Annotated in this window: 20 protein-coding genes; 7 read left to right on the top strand and 13 right to left on the bottom strand. The window is 75.4% G+C overall.

Features of this window, described 5'->3' with window-relative positions:
• The first annotated feature begins 40 nt into the window (after window positions 1–40).
• Entirely contained in the window at window positions 41–805 is a 765-nt protein-coding gene (locus ACQP12_RS13235; protein WP_433287835.1) for an HAD family hydrolase, read from the top strand.
• A gap of 189 nt (window positions 806–994) precedes the next feature.
• Complete coding sequence (locus ACQP12_RS13230; protein WP_433287833.1) at window positions 995–1,960, top strand: EamA family transporter; 966 nt, start codon at window positions 995–997, stop codon at window positions 1,958–1,960.
• Here ACQP12_RS13230 and ACQP12_RS13225 read toward each other — a convergent pair.
• A complete protein-coding gene (locus tag ACQP12_RS13225) occupies window positions 1,923–2,849 on the bottom strand; it encodes a diacylglycerol kinase (protein WP_433287831.1) in 927 nt (308 codons plus the stop codon). The genes ACQP12_RS13230 and ACQP12_RS13225 overlap by 38 nt on opposite strands.
• 95 nt (window positions 2,850–2,944) lie before the next feature.
• On the opposite strand from ACQP12_RS13225, the gene ACQP12_RS13220 reads away from it, so the two are divergent.
• Window positions 2,945–3,688 carry a hypothetical protein gene (locus ACQP12_RS13220; protein ID WP_433287829.1) on the top strand — a complete coding sequence of 248 codons (744 nt, stop codon included), beginning with the start codon at window positions 2,945–2,947 and terminating at the stop codon, window positions 3,686–3,688.
• A 3-nt stretch (window positions 3,689–3,691) separates the two neighbouring features.
• Here ACQP12_RS13220 and ACQP12_RS13215 read toward each other — a convergent pair whose 3' ends face one another.
• From ACQP12_RS13215 to ACQP12_RS13200, 4 genes are all read right to left on the bottom strand, one after another.
• Window positions 3,692–4,735, bottom strand: a complete 1,044-nt coding sequence (locus ACQP12_RS13215) for a zinc-dependent alcohol dehydrogenase family protein (protein ID WP_433287828.1) — start codon at window positions 4,733–4,735, stop codon at window positions 3,692–3,694.
• A gap of 141 nt (window positions 4,736–4,876) precedes the next feature.
• A complete protein-coding gene (locus ACQP12_RS13210; RefSeq protein ID WP_433287826.1) occupies window positions 4,877–5,575 on the bottom strand; it encodes a hypothetical protein in 699 nt (232 codons plus the stop codon).
• 163 nt (window positions 5,576–5,738) lie between these two features.
• Window positions 5,739–7,790, bottom strand: a complete 2,052-nt coding sequence (locus ACQP12_RS13205; RefSeq protein WP_433287824.1) for an amylo-alpha-1,6-glucosidase — start codon at window positions 7,788–7,790, stop codon at window positions 5,739–5,741.
• On the bottom strand, window positions 7,787–8,164 hold the full coding sequence (locus ACQP12_RS13200) for an SCP2 sterol-binding domain-containing protein (RefSeq protein ID WP_433287822.1): 378 nt from the start codon (window positions 8,162–8,164) through the stop codon (window positions 7,787–7,789). Before ACQP12_RS13200 ends, ACQP12_RS13205 begins: the two co-directional genes overlap by 4 nt.
• 165 nt (window positions 8,165–8,329) lie before the next feature.
• Here ACQP12_RS13200 and ACQP12_RS13195 point away from each other — a divergent pair, with 165 nt between their 5' ends.
• A complete protein-coding gene (locus tag ACQP12_RS13195) occupies window positions 8,330–9,214 on the top strand; it encodes an ABC transporter substrate-binding protein (protein ID WP_433287820.1) in 885 nt (294 codons plus the stop codon).
• Between the two features lie 81 nt (window positions 9,215–9,295).
• Here ACQP12_RS13195 and ACQP12_RS13190 read toward each other — a convergent pair whose 3' ends face one another.
• Complete coding sequence (locus ACQP12_RS13190) at window positions 9,296–9,685, bottom strand: hypothetical protein (protein ID WP_433287818.1); 390 nt, start codon at window positions 9,683–9,685, stop codon at window positions 9,296–9,298.
• A gap of 86 nt (window positions 9,686–9,771) precedes the next feature.
• Between ACQP12_RS13190 and ACQP12_RS13185 the strand changes: the two genes are divergently transcribed.
• Window positions 9,772–10,341 carry a TOPRIM nucleotidyl transferase/hydrolase domain-containing protein gene (locus tag ACQP12_RS13185; RefSeq protein ID WP_433287816.1) on the top strand — a complete coding sequence of 190 codons (570 nt, stop codon included), beginning with the start codon at window positions 9,772–9,774 and terminating at the stop codon, window positions 10,339–10,341.
• Window positions 10,342–10,412: 71 nt separating this feature from the next.
• On the opposite strand, the gene tatC is transcribed toward ACQP12_RS13185, so the two are convergent.
• The 5 genes from tatC to ACQP12_RS13160 all read right to left on the bottom strand — a co-directional run bounded on the left by tatC (window position 10,413) and on the right by ACQP12_RS13160 (window position 14,149).
• Entirely contained in the window at window positions 10,413–11,366 is a 954-nt protein-coding gene (tatC, locus tag ACQP12_RS13180) for a twin-arginine translocase subunit TatC (RefSeq protein WP_433287814.1), read from the bottom strand.
• Window positions 11,367–11,386: 20 nt separating this feature from the next.
• The gene (gene tatA, locus ACQP12_RS13175; protein WP_357945069.1) at window positions 11,387–11,671 is read right to left on the bottom strand and encodes a Sec-independent protein translocase subunit TatA; all 285 of its coding nucleotides are present in this window, start codon (window positions 11,669–11,671) and stop codon (window positions 11,387–11,389) included.
• Window positions 11,672–11,886: 215 nt separating this feature from the next.
• On the bottom strand, window positions 11,887–12,135 hold the full coding sequence (locus ACQP12_RS13170; RefSeq protein ID WP_433287811.1) for a hypothetical protein: 249 nt from the start codon (window positions 12,133–12,135) through the stop codon (window positions 11,887–11,889).
• Window positions 12,136–12,140: 5 nt separating this feature from the next.
• Entirely contained in the window at window positions 12,141–13,154 is a 1,014-nt protein-coding gene (locus tag ACQP12_RS13165) for a helix-turn-helix transcriptional regulator (protein ID WP_433287809.1), read from the bottom strand.
• Window positions 13,151–14,149 carry a helix-turn-helix transcriptional regulator gene (locus ACQP12_RS13160; RefSeq protein ID WP_357945061.1) on the bottom strand — a complete coding sequence of 333 codons (999 nt, stop codon included), beginning with the start codon at window positions 14,147–14,149 and terminating at the stop codon, window positions 13,151–13,153. Before ACQP12_RS13160 ends, ACQP12_RS13165 begins: the two co-directional genes overlap by 4 nt.
• Before the next feature lie 150 nt (window positions 14,150–14,299).
• Here ACQP12_RS13160 and ACQP12_RS13155 point away from each other — a divergent pair, with 150 nt between their 5' ends.
• A complete protein-coding gene (locus ACQP12_RS13155) occupies window positions 14,300–15,307 on the top strand; it encodes a cation diffusion facilitator family transporter (RefSeq protein ID WP_433287807.1) in 1,008 nt (335 codons plus the stop codon).
• Between the two features lie 60 nt (window positions 15,308–15,367).
• Window positions 15,368–16,453 carry a DUF3866 family protein gene (locus ACQP12_RS13150; protein WP_433287805.1) on the top strand — a complete coding sequence of 362 codons (1,086 nt, stop codon included), beginning with the start codon at window positions 15,368–15,370 and terminating at the stop codon, window positions 16,451–16,453.
• A 6-nt stretch (window positions 16,454–16,459) separates the two neighbouring features.
• Here the strand turns inward: ACQP12_RS13150 and ACQP12_RS13145 are convergent, their stop codons facing one another.
• Together ACQP12_RS13145 and ACQP12_RS13140 are read right to left on the bottom strand one after the other, a co-directional pair.
• Window positions 16,460–16,840 (bottom strand): carboxymuconolactone decarboxylase family protein, encoded by a 381-nt coding sequence (locus tag ACQP12_RS13145; RefSeq protein WP_433287803.1) that lies wholly within the window; start codon window positions 16,838–16,840, stop codon window positions 16,460–16,462.
• A 357-nt stretch (window positions 16,841–17,197) separates the two neighbouring features.
• A complete protein-coding gene (locus ACQP12_RS13140) occupies window positions 17,198–17,419 on the bottom strand; it encodes a hypothetical protein (RefSeq protein WP_433287801.1) in 222 nt (73 codons plus the stop codon).
• Window positions 17,420–17,441: the final 22 nt, after the last annotated feature.

Genomic DNA, 17,441 nt, shown 5'->3' with positions numbered 1-17,441 from the left:
TCCGGCAGTGGGGTCGGAGCGGGTCGGTAGGGTGCACGACGTGCCGGATCATGCCGAACCGCCCCGAGTCTCGAGCGGCGCCGACGACGCCGTCCGCCCGAGCCCGTCCCGTCGCCCCGTGGAGGCGGTGCTCTTCGACTTCCACGGCACCCTCGCGCAGGTGGAGGAGCCCCGCGAGTGGGTGCTCGCCGCCGCGGCGGCCTGCGGGGTCGAGCTGGACCGGATGCGGGCCACCGCGCTGGCCGACCGGCTGCTCACCGCCGGCCGGGCGGGCGGGCCACTGCCGGCCCGGGTGCCGCCCCGGCTGGCCGAGCTGTGGGCCGACCGCGATCTCTACCCGCACGCCCACCGGGGCGCCTACACCGGGCTGGCCGAGACGGTCGACGCCGGCATCGACGGGTTCGCCGACGCGCTCTACGAGCGGCTGCTGGTGCCCGAGGGCTGGGTGCCGTACCCGGACACCGAGCCGGTGCTGGCCGCACTCCGGGAGGCCGGCGTCAAGGTGGCGCTGGTCAGCAACATCGGCTTCGACCTCCGGCCGCTGTTCGCCGCCTGGAAGCTGGACGGGCTGGTCGACGCCTGGGCCCTGTCGTACGAGGTGGGGCGCTGCAAGCCGGACCCGGGGATCTTCCTGCGAGCCTGCGGGATGCTCGGCGTCGACCCGGAGCGCGCCCTCATGGTGGGCGACAGCCCGGCCGACGCGGGGGCCGTGGCGGCGGGCTGCGAGGTGCTGGTGCTGCCCGGCGCCGACCCGGGCCGGCCGAACGGGCTGGGCGCCGTGCTCGACCTCGCGCTCCGGCACTGACCGCGCGCCCGCCCGCACCGGATGCCGCACCCCGGCCGTCCGGCGGTTGCCCCACGTTCGGCGGCCGGAGGTTGCCGCACATTCGACGGCCGGCGGTTGCCGCACGATCGGCGGGCGGCGGTTGTCGCACGTCGGACGGCCGGCGGCCCGGCGGCACCGGGGCCGGCCAGCGGCGCTAGCGTAACGGGCGTGACGCCCGACCGCTCCTTTCGTGCCCGGGTCACCGGACGGCTCTCCGGCGGCCGGCTCGGCGCCGTCGGACTGGTGCTCGGCGGGGCGCTGTCGGTGCAGTTCGGGTCGGCCGTGGCCGCGCTGCTGTTTCCGCGTACCGGAGTGGCCGGGGCCGTCACCCTGCGGCTGACCGTCGGCGCGCTGCTGATGCTGGCCGTGTGCCGGCCCAGGCTGAGCGGGCACGGCCGGGGCGGCTGGGCGGCCGTGATCGCCTTCGGGCTGGCCCTGGCCGGCATGAACTCGATCTTCTACCAGGCGATCGAGCGGATCCCGCTCGGGCCGGCCGTGACCCTGGAGGTGCTCGGCCCGCTGGCGCTGTCCGTGGTCACCGCCCGGCGGCTGGCCGCCTGGTGCTGGGCCGGGCTCGCGCTGGCCGGGGTGGCCCTGCTCGGGCAGGGCGGGTTCGACCGGCTGGACCGGGTCGGCGCCGCGCTGGCGCTGGTCGCGGGCGCGCTCTGGGCGGCGTACATCGTCTGCTCGGCCCGCGTCGGCGGACGGTTCCCCGGGGCCGACGGGCTGGCGCTGGCGCTCGCGGTGGCCGCGCTCGTGACCCTGCCCGTCGGGCTGGTGGGGTCGGGCGGCCGCCTCTGGCACCCGGCGGTGCTCGGGCTCGGCACCGGGCTGGCCCTGCTCGCCTCGGTGCTCCCGTACACCCTGGAGCTGCTGGCGCTGCGGCGGCTGCCCACGGCGACGTTCGCCGTTCTGATGAGTTTCGGGCCGGCCATCGCCGCGCTCGCCGGGTGGCTGGTGCTCGACCAGGGGCTGCACCCCGTGGAGGTGCTCGCCATCGGCCTGGTGATCGCCGCGAGCATCGGCGCGGTACGCGCCGGCGCCCCGGCCGCCGCGGCGCCGCCCGCCGATCCGGACGCCGAGGGCGGCACGCTGGTCAGCGCAGCAGCCGCACCGCCGCCGGCACCGCGCTGACCCGCACCGGCAGGTCGAACGCCCGCTCGCCGTCGACGTACGTGGTGATGCCCTCGGCGTCCAGCTCCACCGTCCGGGCCCGGTAGCTGCGGACCAGCGGGTGCGTGACGTGGGTGCCCTGGTAGATCCGGGGTTTGACCCGCATGAGGGTGCGCCGGTCGAAGCGACCGCCGACCACCACGTCCAGCAGGCCGTCGTGCGGGTCGGCGTCGGGGCAGATCCGCATGCCGCCGCCGTAGCTGGCCGCGTTGCCGACCGCCACCAGCACCGCGTCCGTCTCGTGCTCCACGCCGTCGAGGCGCAGCCGGTAGCGGCGCGGCCGCAGCCGGGCCAGCTCGACCAGGATGGCCAGGTCGTAGCGGCGGGGGCCGCGCGGCCAGCGCATCCGGTTCGCCCGCTCGTTGACGATCGCGTCGAAGCCGGCGGCCAGCACGGCGCCGTACCAGCGGTCGCCGCCGCCGGGAGTGGTCAGCCGGGCCAGGTCCACCGGGCGGGTGCGGCCGGCGCGCAGCGCGTCGGCGATCACCCCGACGGCGGCGAGGGGGTCCGCCGGGAAGCCGGTGTCCACGGCGAAGTCGTTGCCGGTGCCGGCGGGCACCGGTCCGAACGGGACCGCCGTGCCGGCGACCGCCTGCAACGCCCGGTGCACCGTGCCGTCCCCGCCGACGGCGACCAGCGCCCCGGCGCCGTCCGCGACCGCCGCGTGGCACGCCGCCTCCGCCTCCTCCGGGGTACCCGCCCGCAGCAGCTCGACCGGCCGGCCGGCGCCGCCCAGCCGCTCCAGCACCTGGGGCAGCAGGCCACGGTGCCGTCCCCGGCCGGCGGTCGGGTTGGCGAGCACGGCCACCGGGCCGGGCGGGACAAGATCGTGCGCGGTCACGGCGAGCACCGTACGGCACGAACCACGCCGCTCACCAGGGGCGACACCCCTGTCCGCGATCGACGGGACAGCACGGCGAGCGACCGCCCGGCATACTTCCCGTGATGCGCACCCGCACGCTGCTCGCCGTCGCCGCTCCAATCGCGCTCGCCCCGCTCCTGTTGGCCGCCGGGCTCTGGTGGGCGCAGCGCCCGGTCGAACCGGCCTGGCACGACAACGCGCTCGCCGACGCCACCGATACCGCCGACCGGATCCAGGCGCGCTTCGCACGCGATCACCTCTACAAGGCGGCGGACTACGCGCACACCGCCGGTCAGGAGCCCGGGGTGGCCGTGCTCCAGGTCCACGGCGAGACGCACTGGCAGACCGGGGTCACCCTGGTGCTGCGGGTCACCGGGCACGGGCAGGGGGTCAACGGCAACGGCACGGTCGTCGAGGGGGACGCACAAGTCTGCTTCCGGTTTCGGCTGGGCCCCGAGCGGGACAGCCGCGACGACGGCATCGACTGCCCGGCGGGCGACCCGTTGCCGATCCGCCCGGACCCGACCTTGAGCGGCGTGGACGAGCGACTGAAGCAGGCCCTCGCGGTCGCCGGCCCGGACGAGGCGGCCGTCCGCGTCGCGGTGGAGGGCCTCGGGCTGGACCCCGCCGTGCGGCGGGAGGTCACCGCCGCCCGCGGCATGGTCGGGGTGGCCCTGCGCGCCGCCCAGTACGACTGCCTGCTGGCGCGCGTCGGCCCGAAGGGCGCCCAGACGTGGCGGCCGTCCCACACCCAGCTCGCCCCCGGGGAGCTGCCGTGCACGGCTGGCACAGCGCTGAGCAGCCAGTTCGGCCGCTACCCGCATTAACGGTCAGAAGCTGATGCGCACCTTCAGCGCGGTCCGCTCGTCCATGGCTCGGTAGCCGTCCGGCACCCCGTCGAGGGTCACCGACCGGTCGAAGACCGGGGACGGGTCGATGGTGCCGTCCAGCACATCGGCCAGCAGCTCCGGGATGTACGCGCGGGCCGGCGCGACCCCGCCCGCGAGGGTCACGTTGCGGTCGAACATCTGCTGGATGTCCACCCCGGCGCTGCCGCCGTGCGGCACACCGACGTAGCCCACGGCGCCGCCGTCCCGGGCGATCGAGATAGCGGTCCGCATCGACTCCTCGGTGCCGACCGCCTCCAGCACGGCGTGCGCCCCCTGCCCCTTGGTCAGCTCCCGGACCGCGGCGATCGCCGCCTCGCCCCGCTCGGCCACCACGTCGGTGGCCCCGAAGGAGCGGGCGATGTCGGTGCGCGCCATGTGCCGGCCCAGCGCGATGATCTGCTCGGCGCCGAGCCGCTTCGCGGCGAGCACCCCGCAGAGCCCGACCGCGCCGTCACCGACCACGGCGACGGTGGCCCCGGGGCGGACCCGGGCGGCGCGCGCCGCGTGGTGCCCGGTGGCCAGCACGTCGGAGAGCGCCAGCAGTGCGGTGAGCAGCCGCTGGTCCCCGGCCGCCTCGGCGGGCAGCTTCACGAGGGTGCCGTCGGCGTACGGCACCCGCACGGCCTCGCCCTGGCCGCCGTCGGAGCCGACGGAACCCCAGAAGCCGCCGTGCGGGCAGGAGGTGTGCAGGCCCTCGCGGCAGAAGTCGCAGGTGCCGTCGGACCAGACGAACGGCGCCACCACCAGGTCGCCGACCCGCACCGAGCCGACCTCGGCGCCGACGGCCTCGACCACGCCGAGGAACTCGTGCCCGATGCGCTGCCCCGGCTGCCGCTGGGCCACCCCCCGGTACGCCCACAGGTCACTGCCGCAGATGCAGGCCAGCACGGTGCGGACGACGGCGTCGGTGGGGGTGCGGACGGCGGCGTCCGGCACCTCCTCGACCCGGATGTCGTTCGGGCCGTGGATCACGGTGGCGCGCATGGGCGGGGTCCTCCCGGATGGGCAGGGCGGGCGCCGGGCCGGTGGTGCGGCCGGCGGCGGGGCGGCGGCCCCGGGCGAACCCTAGACCGCCCGGGACGCGCCCCGAACCCGTTCCACCGGCCGCGTGGCGGGGCTCACCGGTCAGCGCACCACGAGCCGGCTGCTCACCGGTGCGGCGCCGTCGCCCTTGACCTTCAGCGTCCAGTTGCCGGCGCCGCCGAGGGTCACGATTGCCTCCGCCGTGCCGTTCGGTTCCGCCTTGACCCGGGCGGCCCGCTTGCCGTCCGGGCCGAGCACGTCCAGCGTCCGGGCGGCGGTGGTCTTGTTGGTCACCCGGAACTGGATCTTCTCGCCGGGCTCGGCGATCAGCCCCTCCGCGCCGGTGATCCCGGCCGCCGTCAGCTCGACGGCGACCGCACGGTCGTACGCCGTCTCGGCCGCGGCGCTGGCCACGGCGCCGTCGTCGGAGACGGTGATCCGGGTCCGCACACCGTCGCCCTGCCGGCCGGGCTTGCAGGCGACCTCGTACAGGCCGGTGGCAAGGGTGGCGGGCAGGTCCCCGGTCTTCCCCGGCGCGACGTCCCCGGCCTCGGCGACCACCTTGGTGAACCCGTCCCCCTCACGGCCGTACAGGTAGACGCCGGTGGCCTGCTGCCCCCGGTTGGTCACCGTGAAGGTGACCGCGCCCGGGTTGAAGAGCGTGGTGGCGACCTCGCAACTGGTGTCGGTGGCGGTCACCGGGACCTCGACACCCTTGGGGGCGGGGTCGTCGTCACCGCAGGCGGTGAGGGCGGCGGTGGCGCAGATCGCGGCCACGACGGCGGCGGTACGGCTCTTCATCGGCTCTCCGGGGCGGAGGTCAGCGCGCTGACCAGGACGGACGCCGACAACCACCCCCGGAACACCGCCCGGGGGGACTTCGGCGGAGTCAGGAGAGTCTAAGCGGGCTGGCCGTCCTGGCAAGGGGACAGGTTGGCGCGACCTCCGGACCCGCCGAGGCGGGTCAGTGGCCGACGTGGGCCAGCCCGCTGCCGATCACGTCCCGCCGCCCCCACCGGCCCGGCACGTCGAGCAGTTCCACCCGGCCGAACCGGGCCGGCACCCGCGGCGCCATGAGCAGGTGCTCGCCGGCCGCCTCCAACCCGAGCAGGGCGCGCAGCAGCAGGAACGGGCTCGCCGTCGCCATCGCCTGAGGGTTGTTCGCGGTCGGGTAGCGCACCGGATACTCGGTCAGCTCGCGCGGATAGCCGGCGAACGCCTCGGGCAGCCGGCCCTGGAAATACCGGGACACGTCCACCATGGCCTCGACGATCCGCCCCGCCTCCTCGGCGAAGCCGTACCGGCGCAGCCCCCAGGTGACCAGCGCGTTGTCGAACGGCCACACCGCACCGACGTGGAAGCCGAGCGGGTTGTACCGTTCCTGCCCGGTGGCCAGGCTGCGGATGCCCCAGCCGGAGAAGAGCCGGGGCCCGACCAGGTGGGCGGCCACCTGCGCGGCCCGCTCCGGCGGAACGATCCCGCTCCACAGCAGATGGCCCATGTTGGACGCGAGGGCGTCGACCTGCTCGCCGTCGCCGTCCAGGGCCAGCGCGTAGTAGCCCCGGTCGGCGATCCAGAAGTCCCGGTCGAAGCGTTCCCGCAGCGCCGCGGCCTCCCGCTCCAACCGGTCGGCGTACGCCGGGTCGCCCCAGAACTCCCGGGCCATCCGCGCGCCCCGCAGCTTCGCGTCGTACGCGTACCCCTGGAGTTCGCAGGTGGCCAGCGGCGGGCCGGGCAGCCGTCCGTCGGCGTAGCAGATCGCCTCCGGCGAGTCCTTCCAGCCCTGGTTCGCCACCCCCGAGCGCTCGTTGCGCCGCAGGTACCGGACGTAGCCGTCGCCCAGCAGGTCGCCGTACTCGTCGATCCAGCGCAGGGCCGCCCGGGCCTCGTCCTCGAACTCCCGCACCAGGTCGACGTCGCCGCTCCACCGCTCGTACTCGTCGAGCAGGATCACGTAGAGCGGGGTGGCGTCGGCGCTGCCGTAGTACGGGGACTCCGGGCGCTCCTCGAAGGCCACCATCTCCCCGTAGCGGAACTCGCGGAGGATCTTGCCGGGCTCCTCGTCGCGGAAGTCGTCGAGCACCGCGCCCTGGTCGATGCCGAGCATCCGCACCGTCGCCGACGCCAGCTCCGGAGCGACCGGCAGCGCCATGAAGCTCGTCAGGATGCTGTCCCGGCCGGTGATGGTGGCCGCCCACGGCAGGCCCGCGGCGGGCATCACCTGGTTGGGCAGCGTCAGCGGCGAGTAGCGCAGCGCCGCCAGGTCCACGAGGCTGCGCTGGTAGGCCTCGGTCAGCGCCTCCCAGTCGCAGCTGAGCTGCGGCGTCCGGGACAGCCACCCGGTCAGGTCGTGCTGCCGTTCCTCGGCGCCGGCCCGGGGCCGCCGCTCCAACCGGTCCCGGACGTCCACCCCGTCCGGACGCAGCACCAACCCTCGCACCCGCAGGGTCGTCGTCCAGGCCTGCTTGGGCGCCAGCCGCACCGCCCAGGTGAAACCCCGCTCGTCCACCCGCACCGGTTCGCTGCTGGTCACCACCGTCTCCCGCTGGAACCTCTCCCGCTGGTAGCCGAGGCACAGTCCGCGCTCCTCGATCCGCTGGTAGAGCCGCCCCGGCGGCGTCCGCTCGGTCGCGACGCCCAGGATCGGCGCGAAATCGCTGCCCACGTCGAGCCGGACGGTGAACTCCACCGGCTCGTGGTGGTGGTTGAACACCGTCAGCCGCTCCTCGAAGGCGCCGCCGGTGATCGCGCGCTCCCGGATGAGCGACGACTTGGCGTCCACGTAGTGCGTCGGGGCGCCCGGGACCAGGAAGAACCGCAGCTGGAGATGGTCCCGCTCGGCCACCGAGAGCGCATTCAACCGCTCCCCGTTCAACGTGAGGCGCCAGAGCGACAGGAACCTGGTGTCGAAGTCAAAGAAGCCGACCGGATTGGCCACGGTCGCCTCGATGTCGCCGTTGTCCTCGCTGAGCACGAAGACGTTGCCGTCCAGCACGCGGACCAGGTTCGGGTTCATCCGGGCTCCCCACGCCCGCCGGCGCGGACCCGAGGATGCCGTGCCCCGACCGGCGCCGGGAAGAGCCGCTCCAGCAGCACCACGAACCGGAAGTGCCCCTCGGCGGTGATGTCGTTGCGCAGCCAGGCGGTGAGCGGCTTCGCCTCCCCCCGGCACATCCGGAGGAAGAAGTCCCGGCGGGTCCTGATCACCGTGTCGGCGTGCCGCGCCCGGCGGTCCACCGCGATCCGGCCCTGGTTGATGGTCAGGTGCCAGACGTCGAGCCCGTCGGCCCCCTCCAGCTCGAACCGGATCGTGCCCGCGGTGCGGCGCAGCAGCCGTTCGGGTGCCTGCCGGGCGAGCTGCGCGAAGAACTCCTCGATCGGATCGGACACCGCACCGCCTCCCGGGAGAGGGCCGTCGCGCCGCCGCCACCGATGCTCCGGCCGGCCGCGACGACGGACGCGTCCGCACCGCCTCGGGCGCCGCCCCAGACTATCGCCGGGCGCCGGCACGGACCCGGGGATCGGGGGAACTGCGGCGGCCGGCAGGATGGCGGGATGCGCCTGGTCTCCCTGCTCCCCTCGGCCACCGAGATCGTCTACGCGCTCGGGCTCGGCGACGACCTGACCGGGGTCACCTTCGAGTGCGAGGTGCCGGCCGCGTACCGGGCCGGCACCACGGTCGTGGTGGGCGGCCGGGACACCCGGGGCATGAGCCCCGGCGAGATCGACGCCTACGTCAAGGGCCAGCTCGCCGCCGGCGCGGACCTCTACACCCTGCACGCCGGCGCGCTGGCCGGGCTGGACCCGGACCTGATCCTCACCCAGGACCTGTGCCGGGTCTGCGCACTGCCCTCGGGCCGGGTGGCGGACGCCGTCGCCCACCTCGGCTGCCGGGCGGAGGTGCTGTCGCTCGACCCGTACACCCTGGCGGACGTGCTGGGCACGATCCTGGCCGTGGGCGCGGCGGCCCGGGTGCCCGACCGCGCGGAGGCCCTGGTGGACGCGCTGCGGGCGCGGCTCGCGGCGGTCCGCACGGCGGTCGCCGGCCGGCCCCGGCGGCGGGTCGCCGTGGTGGAGTGGGTGGACCCGCCGTTCGGCGCCGGGCACTGGATCCCCGACCTGGTCGAGGCCGCCGGTGGCGAGCCGGTGGCCACCCACCCCGGAGCCCGGTCCACGCCGACCACCTGGGCCGCGCTGCGGGCCGCCCGGCCCGAGGTGGTGCTGGTCGCGCCGTGCGGCTTCCACCTGGACGATGCCGCCGCGCAGGCCACCGCGGTGGCCCCGCACTTTCCCGGCGCGGAGGTCTGGGCGCTGGACGCGGACGGGCTGATCGTGCGGGCCGGCCCGCGCCTGGTCGACGGCGCCGAGGCGATCGCGGCGATCCTGCACCCCGGCGCGGTCCCCGCCCCGCCGGAGGGCGCGGCCCGCCGGGTCGCCTGACCGGGACGGCTGCGCCTCCCCCCTCACCGCGCTGGCGGCCTTCCGCGGCCCCGGCCACCACCCTCGATGCGGTGGTGTCGATCAGGCGCCGGCCGGCTGGCCGTCGCGGCCGAGCGGGGCGAGCCGGTGCCAGCGGGGCAGCTCGGTCACCACCGTGGCCGCCACCAGCAGGGTCACCGCGACCGCGACCGGCCGCGGCCATGCCGCCCAGGCCCCGAGCGCCGCGGCGACCAGCTGCAGCAGCACCAGCGCGACGGTGACCAGCCCGGGCACCGGCACGATCGTGTGCCGCTTGTCGCCGGGGGTGGCGAACACGGTGGGCAGGCCGATCAGCAGCACCACCGAGGCGACCGCCAGCACCACGGAATGCCGGGCGAGGGCCCACGGGGCGGCGACCCAGGCGACCAGCTCGGTCAGGAAGCGCAACGCGGAGGGCAGGTCGGCACGCCCGGGGCGGTCGTTGTCGGTCACGGCCGCCAGTATGCCGAGCCACCGAGCCGGACAGCGCCCCGGGAAACCCTCTTGCCGCCCTCCGCCCGGCCCGGCAGGGTGGCGACGTGGACCTGCACACCGCCCTGGCCGACGCGGCGGGCCTGGCCGCCGGCACGGTGGTGCTGGTCGAGGGCGACAGTGACCGCCGCGCCATCGAGGCGGTGGCCCGCCGGCAGGGCCACACCCTGGCCGGGGTGGCCGTGGTCCCGATGGGCGGCGTCACCAACCTCCGGCACTTCCTCGACCTGTTCGCCGGCCGCCGGATCACCGGCCTCTACGACGCCGGCGAGGAGGAATACGTCCGGCGCGTCCTGTCGACCCCCGGCGCCGACCTGTCCCCCGCCGGCATCGCCCGGCTCGGCTTCCACGCCTGCCGCGCCGATCTGGAGGACGAACTGATCCGGGCGCTCGGGACGGCCCGGGTCGAGCAGCTCGTCGAGGCCGCCGGGGACCTGCGGTCACTGCGGCGCTTCCAGCAGCAGCCCGCCCAGCAGGGGCGGCCATTGGCCGGCCAGCTCCACCGGTTCATCGGCACCCGGTCCGGCCGCAAGAGCCAGTACGCGACGCTGCTCGCCGACGCCCTCGACCCGGCCCGCACGCCCGCGCCGCTGGACCGGCTGCTGACCCTGCTCTGACCGCCGTACGCGCGCGAACGCCGCCCCCAGCTGCGGGGACGGCGTTCACGTCGGTGCTCGAGCGGAACCGGTCAGGTCATGTCGTCGTAGCGGCGCTCGATCGGCGCCGGGGCGGCGATCGGCTCAGGCGCCCCGACCGGGGCGGTCGCCTCCACCCCGCCGGCGGCCCCGACCGGCTCGACGGACAGGTCCAGCGGCGACACCTCGTCGTCGGCGACGCCCGAGTAGAGGTCCCGGCCGCGCCCCCGCCGCTTGTCGTTGACGAAGGCCACCCCGACCGCGACGAAGTAGAGCAGCGAGAGCGCGGTGGCGAGCAGCGTCATGCCGAACGGGCCCGGGTCCGGCGTGGCGATCGCGGCGAACGCGAAGGACACGAAGATCACCACGCGCCACCAGCTCAGCAGCCGGCGGGCGCTGGCCACGCCCGTGAAGTTGAGCATGAGCAAGATCAACGGGAACTCGAACGCCACCCCGAACAGCAGGATCATGTTCGTGATGAACCCGATGTACGCGCTGACCTCGAACTGGTTGGACAGCCCGCCCACGCCGGATTCCATCAGGAAGCTGAGGCCCTTGTCGACCACGAAGTAGGCCAGCACCGCGCCGGCGGCGAACAGCGGCGCGGCGATCGCCACGAAGACGTAGGCCCACTTGCGCTCGTGGCGATGCAGGCCCGGAGCGATGAACGCCCAGAGCTGGTAGAGCCAGACCGGCCCACCGATGATCAGGCCGAGCCAGAGCGCGAGTTTCAGCTTCAGCACGAACCCGGTCGTCGGCGCCAACGCCAGCAGGTCCTGGCACTGGCCCAGCGCGTCCGTCGTGTCCGGCAGGCGGCAGTATGGCCGCTTCAGCAGCAGGAAGACCGGGTCTGCCAGCCAGAAGCCGACGATCAGGCCGCCGACTACGGCCAGCGACGCGCGGAACAACCGCGAACGCAGCTCACGGACGTGCTCGATGAGCGTCATCGAGCCGTCGGCGGCCCGCTCGAACGTGCTCGGGCCGCGCTTCTTCAACCCGAAGGCCACGGTGGTGGGGCCCTCTCGGATCAGTTCTCGCGGACGCGCTGCACCGGGTCGACCGGCGGGGCGACCGGCTGCTGCTGCGGCTGCGCGAACTGCTGCTGCTGCGGCGGGAGCGGCTGGTAGCCGGTCTGCGCGTCGGCCTTCTCGGCCAGGTCACGGTCGTCGTCGTGCAGGCTCTTGGTCTCGGCCTTGATGATCCGCAGCGAACGGCCCAGCGAACGGGCCGCGTCGGGGAGCCGCTTCGCGCCGAAGAGCAGGATCAGCACGACCACGAGTACGGCGATGTGCCACGGCTTGAGGGCACCCATGGAAAGCTCCAGTCGCTCTGTGTCGGTGAGGGTGGTCGGAGCCCATCGTACCTGCGTCGAAGGCGGTTGCCACCCTGCCGGGCCCCCGGTTGCGGGCTCGGTCGGTGAAGTCTCGGACAACCCGGAGTGTCCCGTCAACCACCCACGGGGGCGCAATTGTGCGCGGATCCGGCCGCGAACGCGCAGCTATCGAACAGCGGACCGACCGGCGTCGATCACTTCCCGCGCCTGGCCTTGATCAACATCATGTGCTCCTGCGCGACGCCCACCCGCTCCTGGAGGGATTCGGCCCGCGCCTGGAGTTCCTCGGCGGCGGAGCGCAGCGACTCCGCCTCGGCCTGGCGCCGCTGCAGGGCCAGCGCCGTGCGGCGCAGCCGGGGCAGGCGCGCCAGCACCGGCCGGACCGCGAGGGCCAGCACGATCAGCGCGAACAGCACGACCCCGAGCACGATCCACGTCACCACGGCGGTCAGCTTACGCCGGTGGCGCCGGCCACCGCCGGGTCGGCGCGGTCGACCGGGGTGGCGTACGCGTCGAGCGCGGCGGCCGCCTGGGCCCGCACCTGCTCGGCCAGCTCGGTCGGCGCGACCACCGTCACGTCGGACCCGAGCCCGAGCACGAACCGGCGGGCCCAGCCCAGGTCGGTGACCCGCAGCGACACCAGCCACTGCTCGCCGTCGGCCTCGACCCGCTCGCACGGGTAGTACTCGGTGATCCACCGCTCACCCCGGCCGACGCGCAGGGTGATCAGCGGCAGGTCCGGCGAGGGGCGGAACACCCCGTCGCTGAGGTCGTGCGGGCGGGCCTGCGGCGGGACCACCGCCTGCTCGGCCAGCTCGTTGACCGCGTCGATCCGGTCGGCGCGGAACAGCCGGACCGCCTCCGCCCGGCGGCACCACGCCTCCACGTAGGCCCGGCCGCCGACCATCAGCATCCGCAGCGGGTCGATGGTGCGCTCGGTGGTCTCGTCCCGGGCGGCGGTGTAGTAGGTGATCCGCAGCGCCCGGCCGCGCTCGACGGCGGCGCGCAGCTCGCGGACCCGGGCCGTGTCGCCGGGCAGCCGCACCTCGACCGGCGCGCCGGCCAGGTCACCGGCCGCGCTCTCGATCTTGGCGAGGGCCCGCTCGACCGCCTCCCGGTTGGCGACCCCCGGCGTCTCGGCGAGCATCCGCAGGGCCACCACCAGGGCCAGGGCCTCGTCCGGGGTGAGCCGCAGCGGGCGGTCGATGCCGGCGTCGTAGGTGATGGTCACCCGGTCGCCGTCGAACGCCATGTCGATCAGGTCACCGGGGCCGTAACCGGGCAGCCCGCACACCCAGAGCAGCTCCAGGTCCTCGCGGAGCTGCTTCTCGGTCACCCCGAGGTCGTGCGCCGCCTCGGCGATCTCGATGCCGGGGCGGGCCAGCAGGTAGGGCACCAGGTTGAGCAGCCGGGCCAACCGGTCCGCCGAGGTGCGGCCGCCGCGGGCCGCCGGGCGGGTCACCGGGCACCCCCGGTCACGGCCAGGTCCTCGTGTCGGGTCGCGATCTCCTTCAGCCGCTGGATGACCGCCTCGCGGACCTCCGGCGGCTCCAGCACCCGCACGTCCGGGCCGTAGCCGACGATCTGGCCGGCCAGGAAGTCGGCGTCGGCGTAGGGCAGGACGAGGCGGTCGCCCTCCGGCCCGGCGTGGGTCTCCACCGCCCAGCGGCGCAGCCCCGCCGCGCGGCCCGCGGCGACCAGCACCGTGGCCCGGCCGGGGCGCTCCACCGGCCCGGACCAGCGGGCCACGTGGCTGATCAGGTCCACCCCAACGGGCGGCTCGTAGGCCGCGGGCTGCCCGGTCACCCGGACCGTGCCCACCACCCGCGAGAGCCGGAAGCAGCGCGTCGCCGCCCGGTCCAGGTCGTGGCCGACCACGTACCAGCGGCCGCGCCAGCAGACCACGCCCCACGGCTGGACCCGGCGGCGGGTCGGTGCGTCCCGGTCGGGCACCCGGTAGTCGAAGTTGACCTCGCGCCGGTCACGCGCGGCGGCGGTCAGCGGGGCGAACGCCGGGTCGACCGTGACCATCGGCTCCAGGCCCAGCGTGGCCTGCGGGTCCACGTCGATGCCGGCGGCACGCAGCTTCGCCAGCCCGGACGAGGCGGCGGCCGCCAGGCCGGCGTGCTGCCACAGCCGGGCCGCGATGCCCACCGCGGCGGCCTCGTCCGGTTCGAGGGGGATGTCCGGCAGGGCGTATTCCCGGGGCGCGATCCGGTAGCCCGGCTCGGCGTCGAAGACGCTGGCCGTGCCGGTCTCCAGCGGCACCCCGAGTTCCCGCAACTCGGCCTTGTCCCGCTCGAACTTGCGCTGGAACGCCTCGTGGTCCTTGGCGTCGTCCGGATCGTGCTCGTAGCCGGGCACGGTCGCGGCGATCTGCGCGGCGGTCAGGAACCGTCGCGTGGACAGCAGGCAGATCACCAGGTTGACCAGGCGTTCGGTACGGGTCCGCGACACGTGGGAAACGCTAGCAGCCCGCACGTCCGCAGCGCGCACCCGCGCGGGCGCGGCGCGCGGGAGTCCGGCCGCGGAGGCGATCCGCACCACACCGGCCGGGCCCGCGCCGCTCGCCGGGCGGCGGGCCGACGGCGGCCATAGGGTGAGCCCATGGCGGAGGCGCAGATCAAGAACGAGAGCGTCGGCACGGTCGTGGTGGCCGGCGCCGCGAACCTCGCCATCGCGATCGCCAAGCTGATCGCGGGCCTGATCTCCGGCTCCGCGGCCATGCTCTCCGAGGCCGCCCACTCGGTCGCCGACACCACCACCGAGGTCCTGCTCTACATGGCGTTGCGCCGCGGGGCGCGGCCCGCCGACACCCGGCACCCCTTCGGGTACGGCAAGGAAAGCTACGTCTGGGCGTTCCTCGCCGCGCTGTTCACGTTCGTGGTCGGCGCCGGCTTCGCCATCACCCACGGCGTCACCACCATCCTCGTGCACGAGCACACCGGCGACTTCCTGGCCTCGTACATCGTCCTGGCCGTCTCCTTCGCCATCGAGTCGGTCTCGCTGGCGCGGGCCGTGCGGCAGGTCCGCAGGGAATCGCGGCGCTGGCGGGCCAGCCCGCACCGCTACCTGCGGCTGACCGCCGACACCACGGTCAAGGCGGTCTTCCTGGAGGACAGCGCCGCCCTGATCGGCCTGCTGCTCGCGGCCGCCGGGCTCACGCTGTCGCACCTCACCGGCGACGAGCTCTACGACGGTGCCGCCTCGATCCTCATCGGCGTGCTGCTGCTGGTGGTCGCCGGCATCCTGGCGCGCAGCAACATCTCGCTGCTGGTCGGCCGGGCGGTGTCCGACCGGGTGCACCGCCAGATCGAGCACGAGCTGGCCGGGCTGCCGGCGGTGGACCGGATCGACACCCTGATGACCATGTTCCTCGGCCCGGAGGACATCCTGGTCGCCGCCAAGGTCGACTTCCAGGACGAGGCCACGGGCGCCGACATCGAGGCCGCCGCCGACGAGGCCGAGCGGCGGCTCACCGACAAGTTCCCCGAGATCGGGTACGTCTTCCTCGACCCGACCCGGTCGAGGCGCGGCAGCGGCGGGCACCGGGCCCGGACCACCCAGGACGAGGACGAGCGGGCGGTGGACCAGGACCCGGGCGGAGTGCCCTGACCCGGCGCGCCTCCCACCCGGCCGCACCCCGGCCCGGCGCCGGCCGATAGCGTGCCCGGCATGGTGCGATGGCGGTCCGGCACGGTCACGGCGGTACGGCGACGGTGGGCCGGCGCCGCCGAACTCGACGTCGACCTGCCCGACGGCGGCCGGATGCGCGCCCTGGCCTACCCGGCGCTGGTCGGTGACCCGGAGCCCGGCGACCGGGTGCTGCTCAACGCCGGCGCCCTGCTGATGGGCCTCGGCACCGGCGGGTACGCCCTCGTCGTCGCCCTGCCCGACCGGCTCCCCGCCGACCCGCCGCAGGCCGCCGACACCCGCGAGGCGGGGCACCTGGTCAAGGCCCGCTACACCCCGCTGCAGCCGATCCTGCTCGGCGTCGACGAGGAGGCCTCCCCGCACCACGCGCGGCTGGCCGCCGCGGAGTCCGTCGACGGGATGCCGGTGGTCACCGCCGACCTGCACTCCGCGCTGCCGGCGATCCTGGCCGGCGTCCACGCCGACGCCCCGGACGCCCGGGTGGCCTACCTGCTCACCGACGGCGGCGCGCTGCCCGCCTGGTTCTCCCGCACCCTCGCCGGGCTCGCCGACCACCTCGCCGGCACGGTCAGCGTGGGCCAGGCGTTCGGCGCTGACCTGGAGGCGAGCACCCTGCACAGCGGCCTGCTCGCCGCGCGCCACGTGCTCGGCGCCGACGTCGCGATCGTCGCCCAGGGCCCCGGCAACCTCGGCACCGGCACCCGCTGGGGCTTCTCCGGGGTGGCCGTCGGCGAGGCGGTCAACGCGGTCGCCACGCTGGGCGGGCGGCCGGTCGGCTCGCTGCGGATCTCCGCCGCCGACCCCCGCCCCCGGCACCGCGGCGTCTCCCACCACAGCCTCACCGCGTACGGCCGGGTGGCCCTGGCCCCCGCGGAGCTGGTGGTGCCGGACGGCCTGGACCCGGCTCTCGCGGCCGAGGTGACCGCCGCGCTGGCCCCGCTCGCGGCGCGGCACCGGATCGTCACCGTGCCCACCGACGGCCTGGACGCGGCGCTGCGGGCCAGCCCGGTCGGCCTGTCGACGATGGGGCGCGGGCTCGACGGCGACCACGCCTACTTCCTTGCCGCGGCCGCTGCCGGCCGGCACGCCGCCCGCCTGCTCGGCTGAGGCCGGTCAGCGCGCCGCGTAGCCGTGCGCGACGATGTGCTCCGCGGCCCGGGTGTAGCCCGCCGGATCGGCCGGTGCCACCGTGCCCAGGCCGTCGACGTAGCGGTTGAACATGCAGAAGGCGGCGGCGATCAGCACCGTGTCGTGGATCTCCAGGTCGGTGGCGCCGTCGGCGCGGGCGGCCTCGACCAGCTCGGTGGTGACCTCCCGGCCGCTGCGCTGCACCGCGCCGGCGATCCGGAGCAGGGCCCGTAGCTTCGCCTCGACCGGCGCTCCGTCCAGGTCCTCGCGGACCTGCCGCACCAGCGACATCCCCGCCGGCAGCTGGGCGGCCGCGAACGCGGAGTGCGACTCGCAGCAGAACGTACAGGCGTTCAGATCCGACACGTAGGCGGCGATGAGTTCCCGCTCCCCCGGGGTCAGCGTGGGATGCGGGGCGTGCAGCAGCGTGTCGGCGAGGTCCTGCAGCGGCGTGCCGGTCTCCGGCCGGTAGCGGGTCAGCCCGTTGATGCCGGGGTAAGCCTGCTCGTCCAGACCGAGGTCGATGTGTGCGATGCCGGCACGCTCCCTCGTCGTCGGCCGGGAGGACGCGGCGACACCCGCCGGTTTCCCCGTGGGCCATAGACGAGCATGGGGCGCCGCGACGCGTCAAGGCCCCGGCTCGGCGACCCGGACGTCGCGCGCCGGCTGGTCGCCCGGCACCGCCCGCCGAGACAGCAGCAACGCTCCGGACGGTAAGGCGCCTCAGCCGGCCAGGAAGATCAACGCCAGCCAGGCGACCACGATCAGCACCAGCGCCGCCGCCAGCACCCAGGTCGGCACGGCGAACTCGCCGCGGCGGTTGCGCTCGATCTCGGCGCGGATCTTCTCCCGGCGCCGCTCGACCCAGTTGAGCTTCTCGGTGCCGCCGTCGCGGCTGGCGGACGTGTCGCGGCCCGGGCGGCCGGCAGGTTCGGAAGTGTTCATCGCGACGCCAGCGTACCCGTGG

It is taken from the genome of Micromonospora sp. CA-244673, assembly GCF_050948395.1.
Lineage (GTDB): Bacteria > Actinomycetota > Actinomycetes > Mycobacteriales > Micromonosporaceae > Micromonospora.
This window is presented reverse-complemented; position numbering and strand designations above follow the sequence as displayed.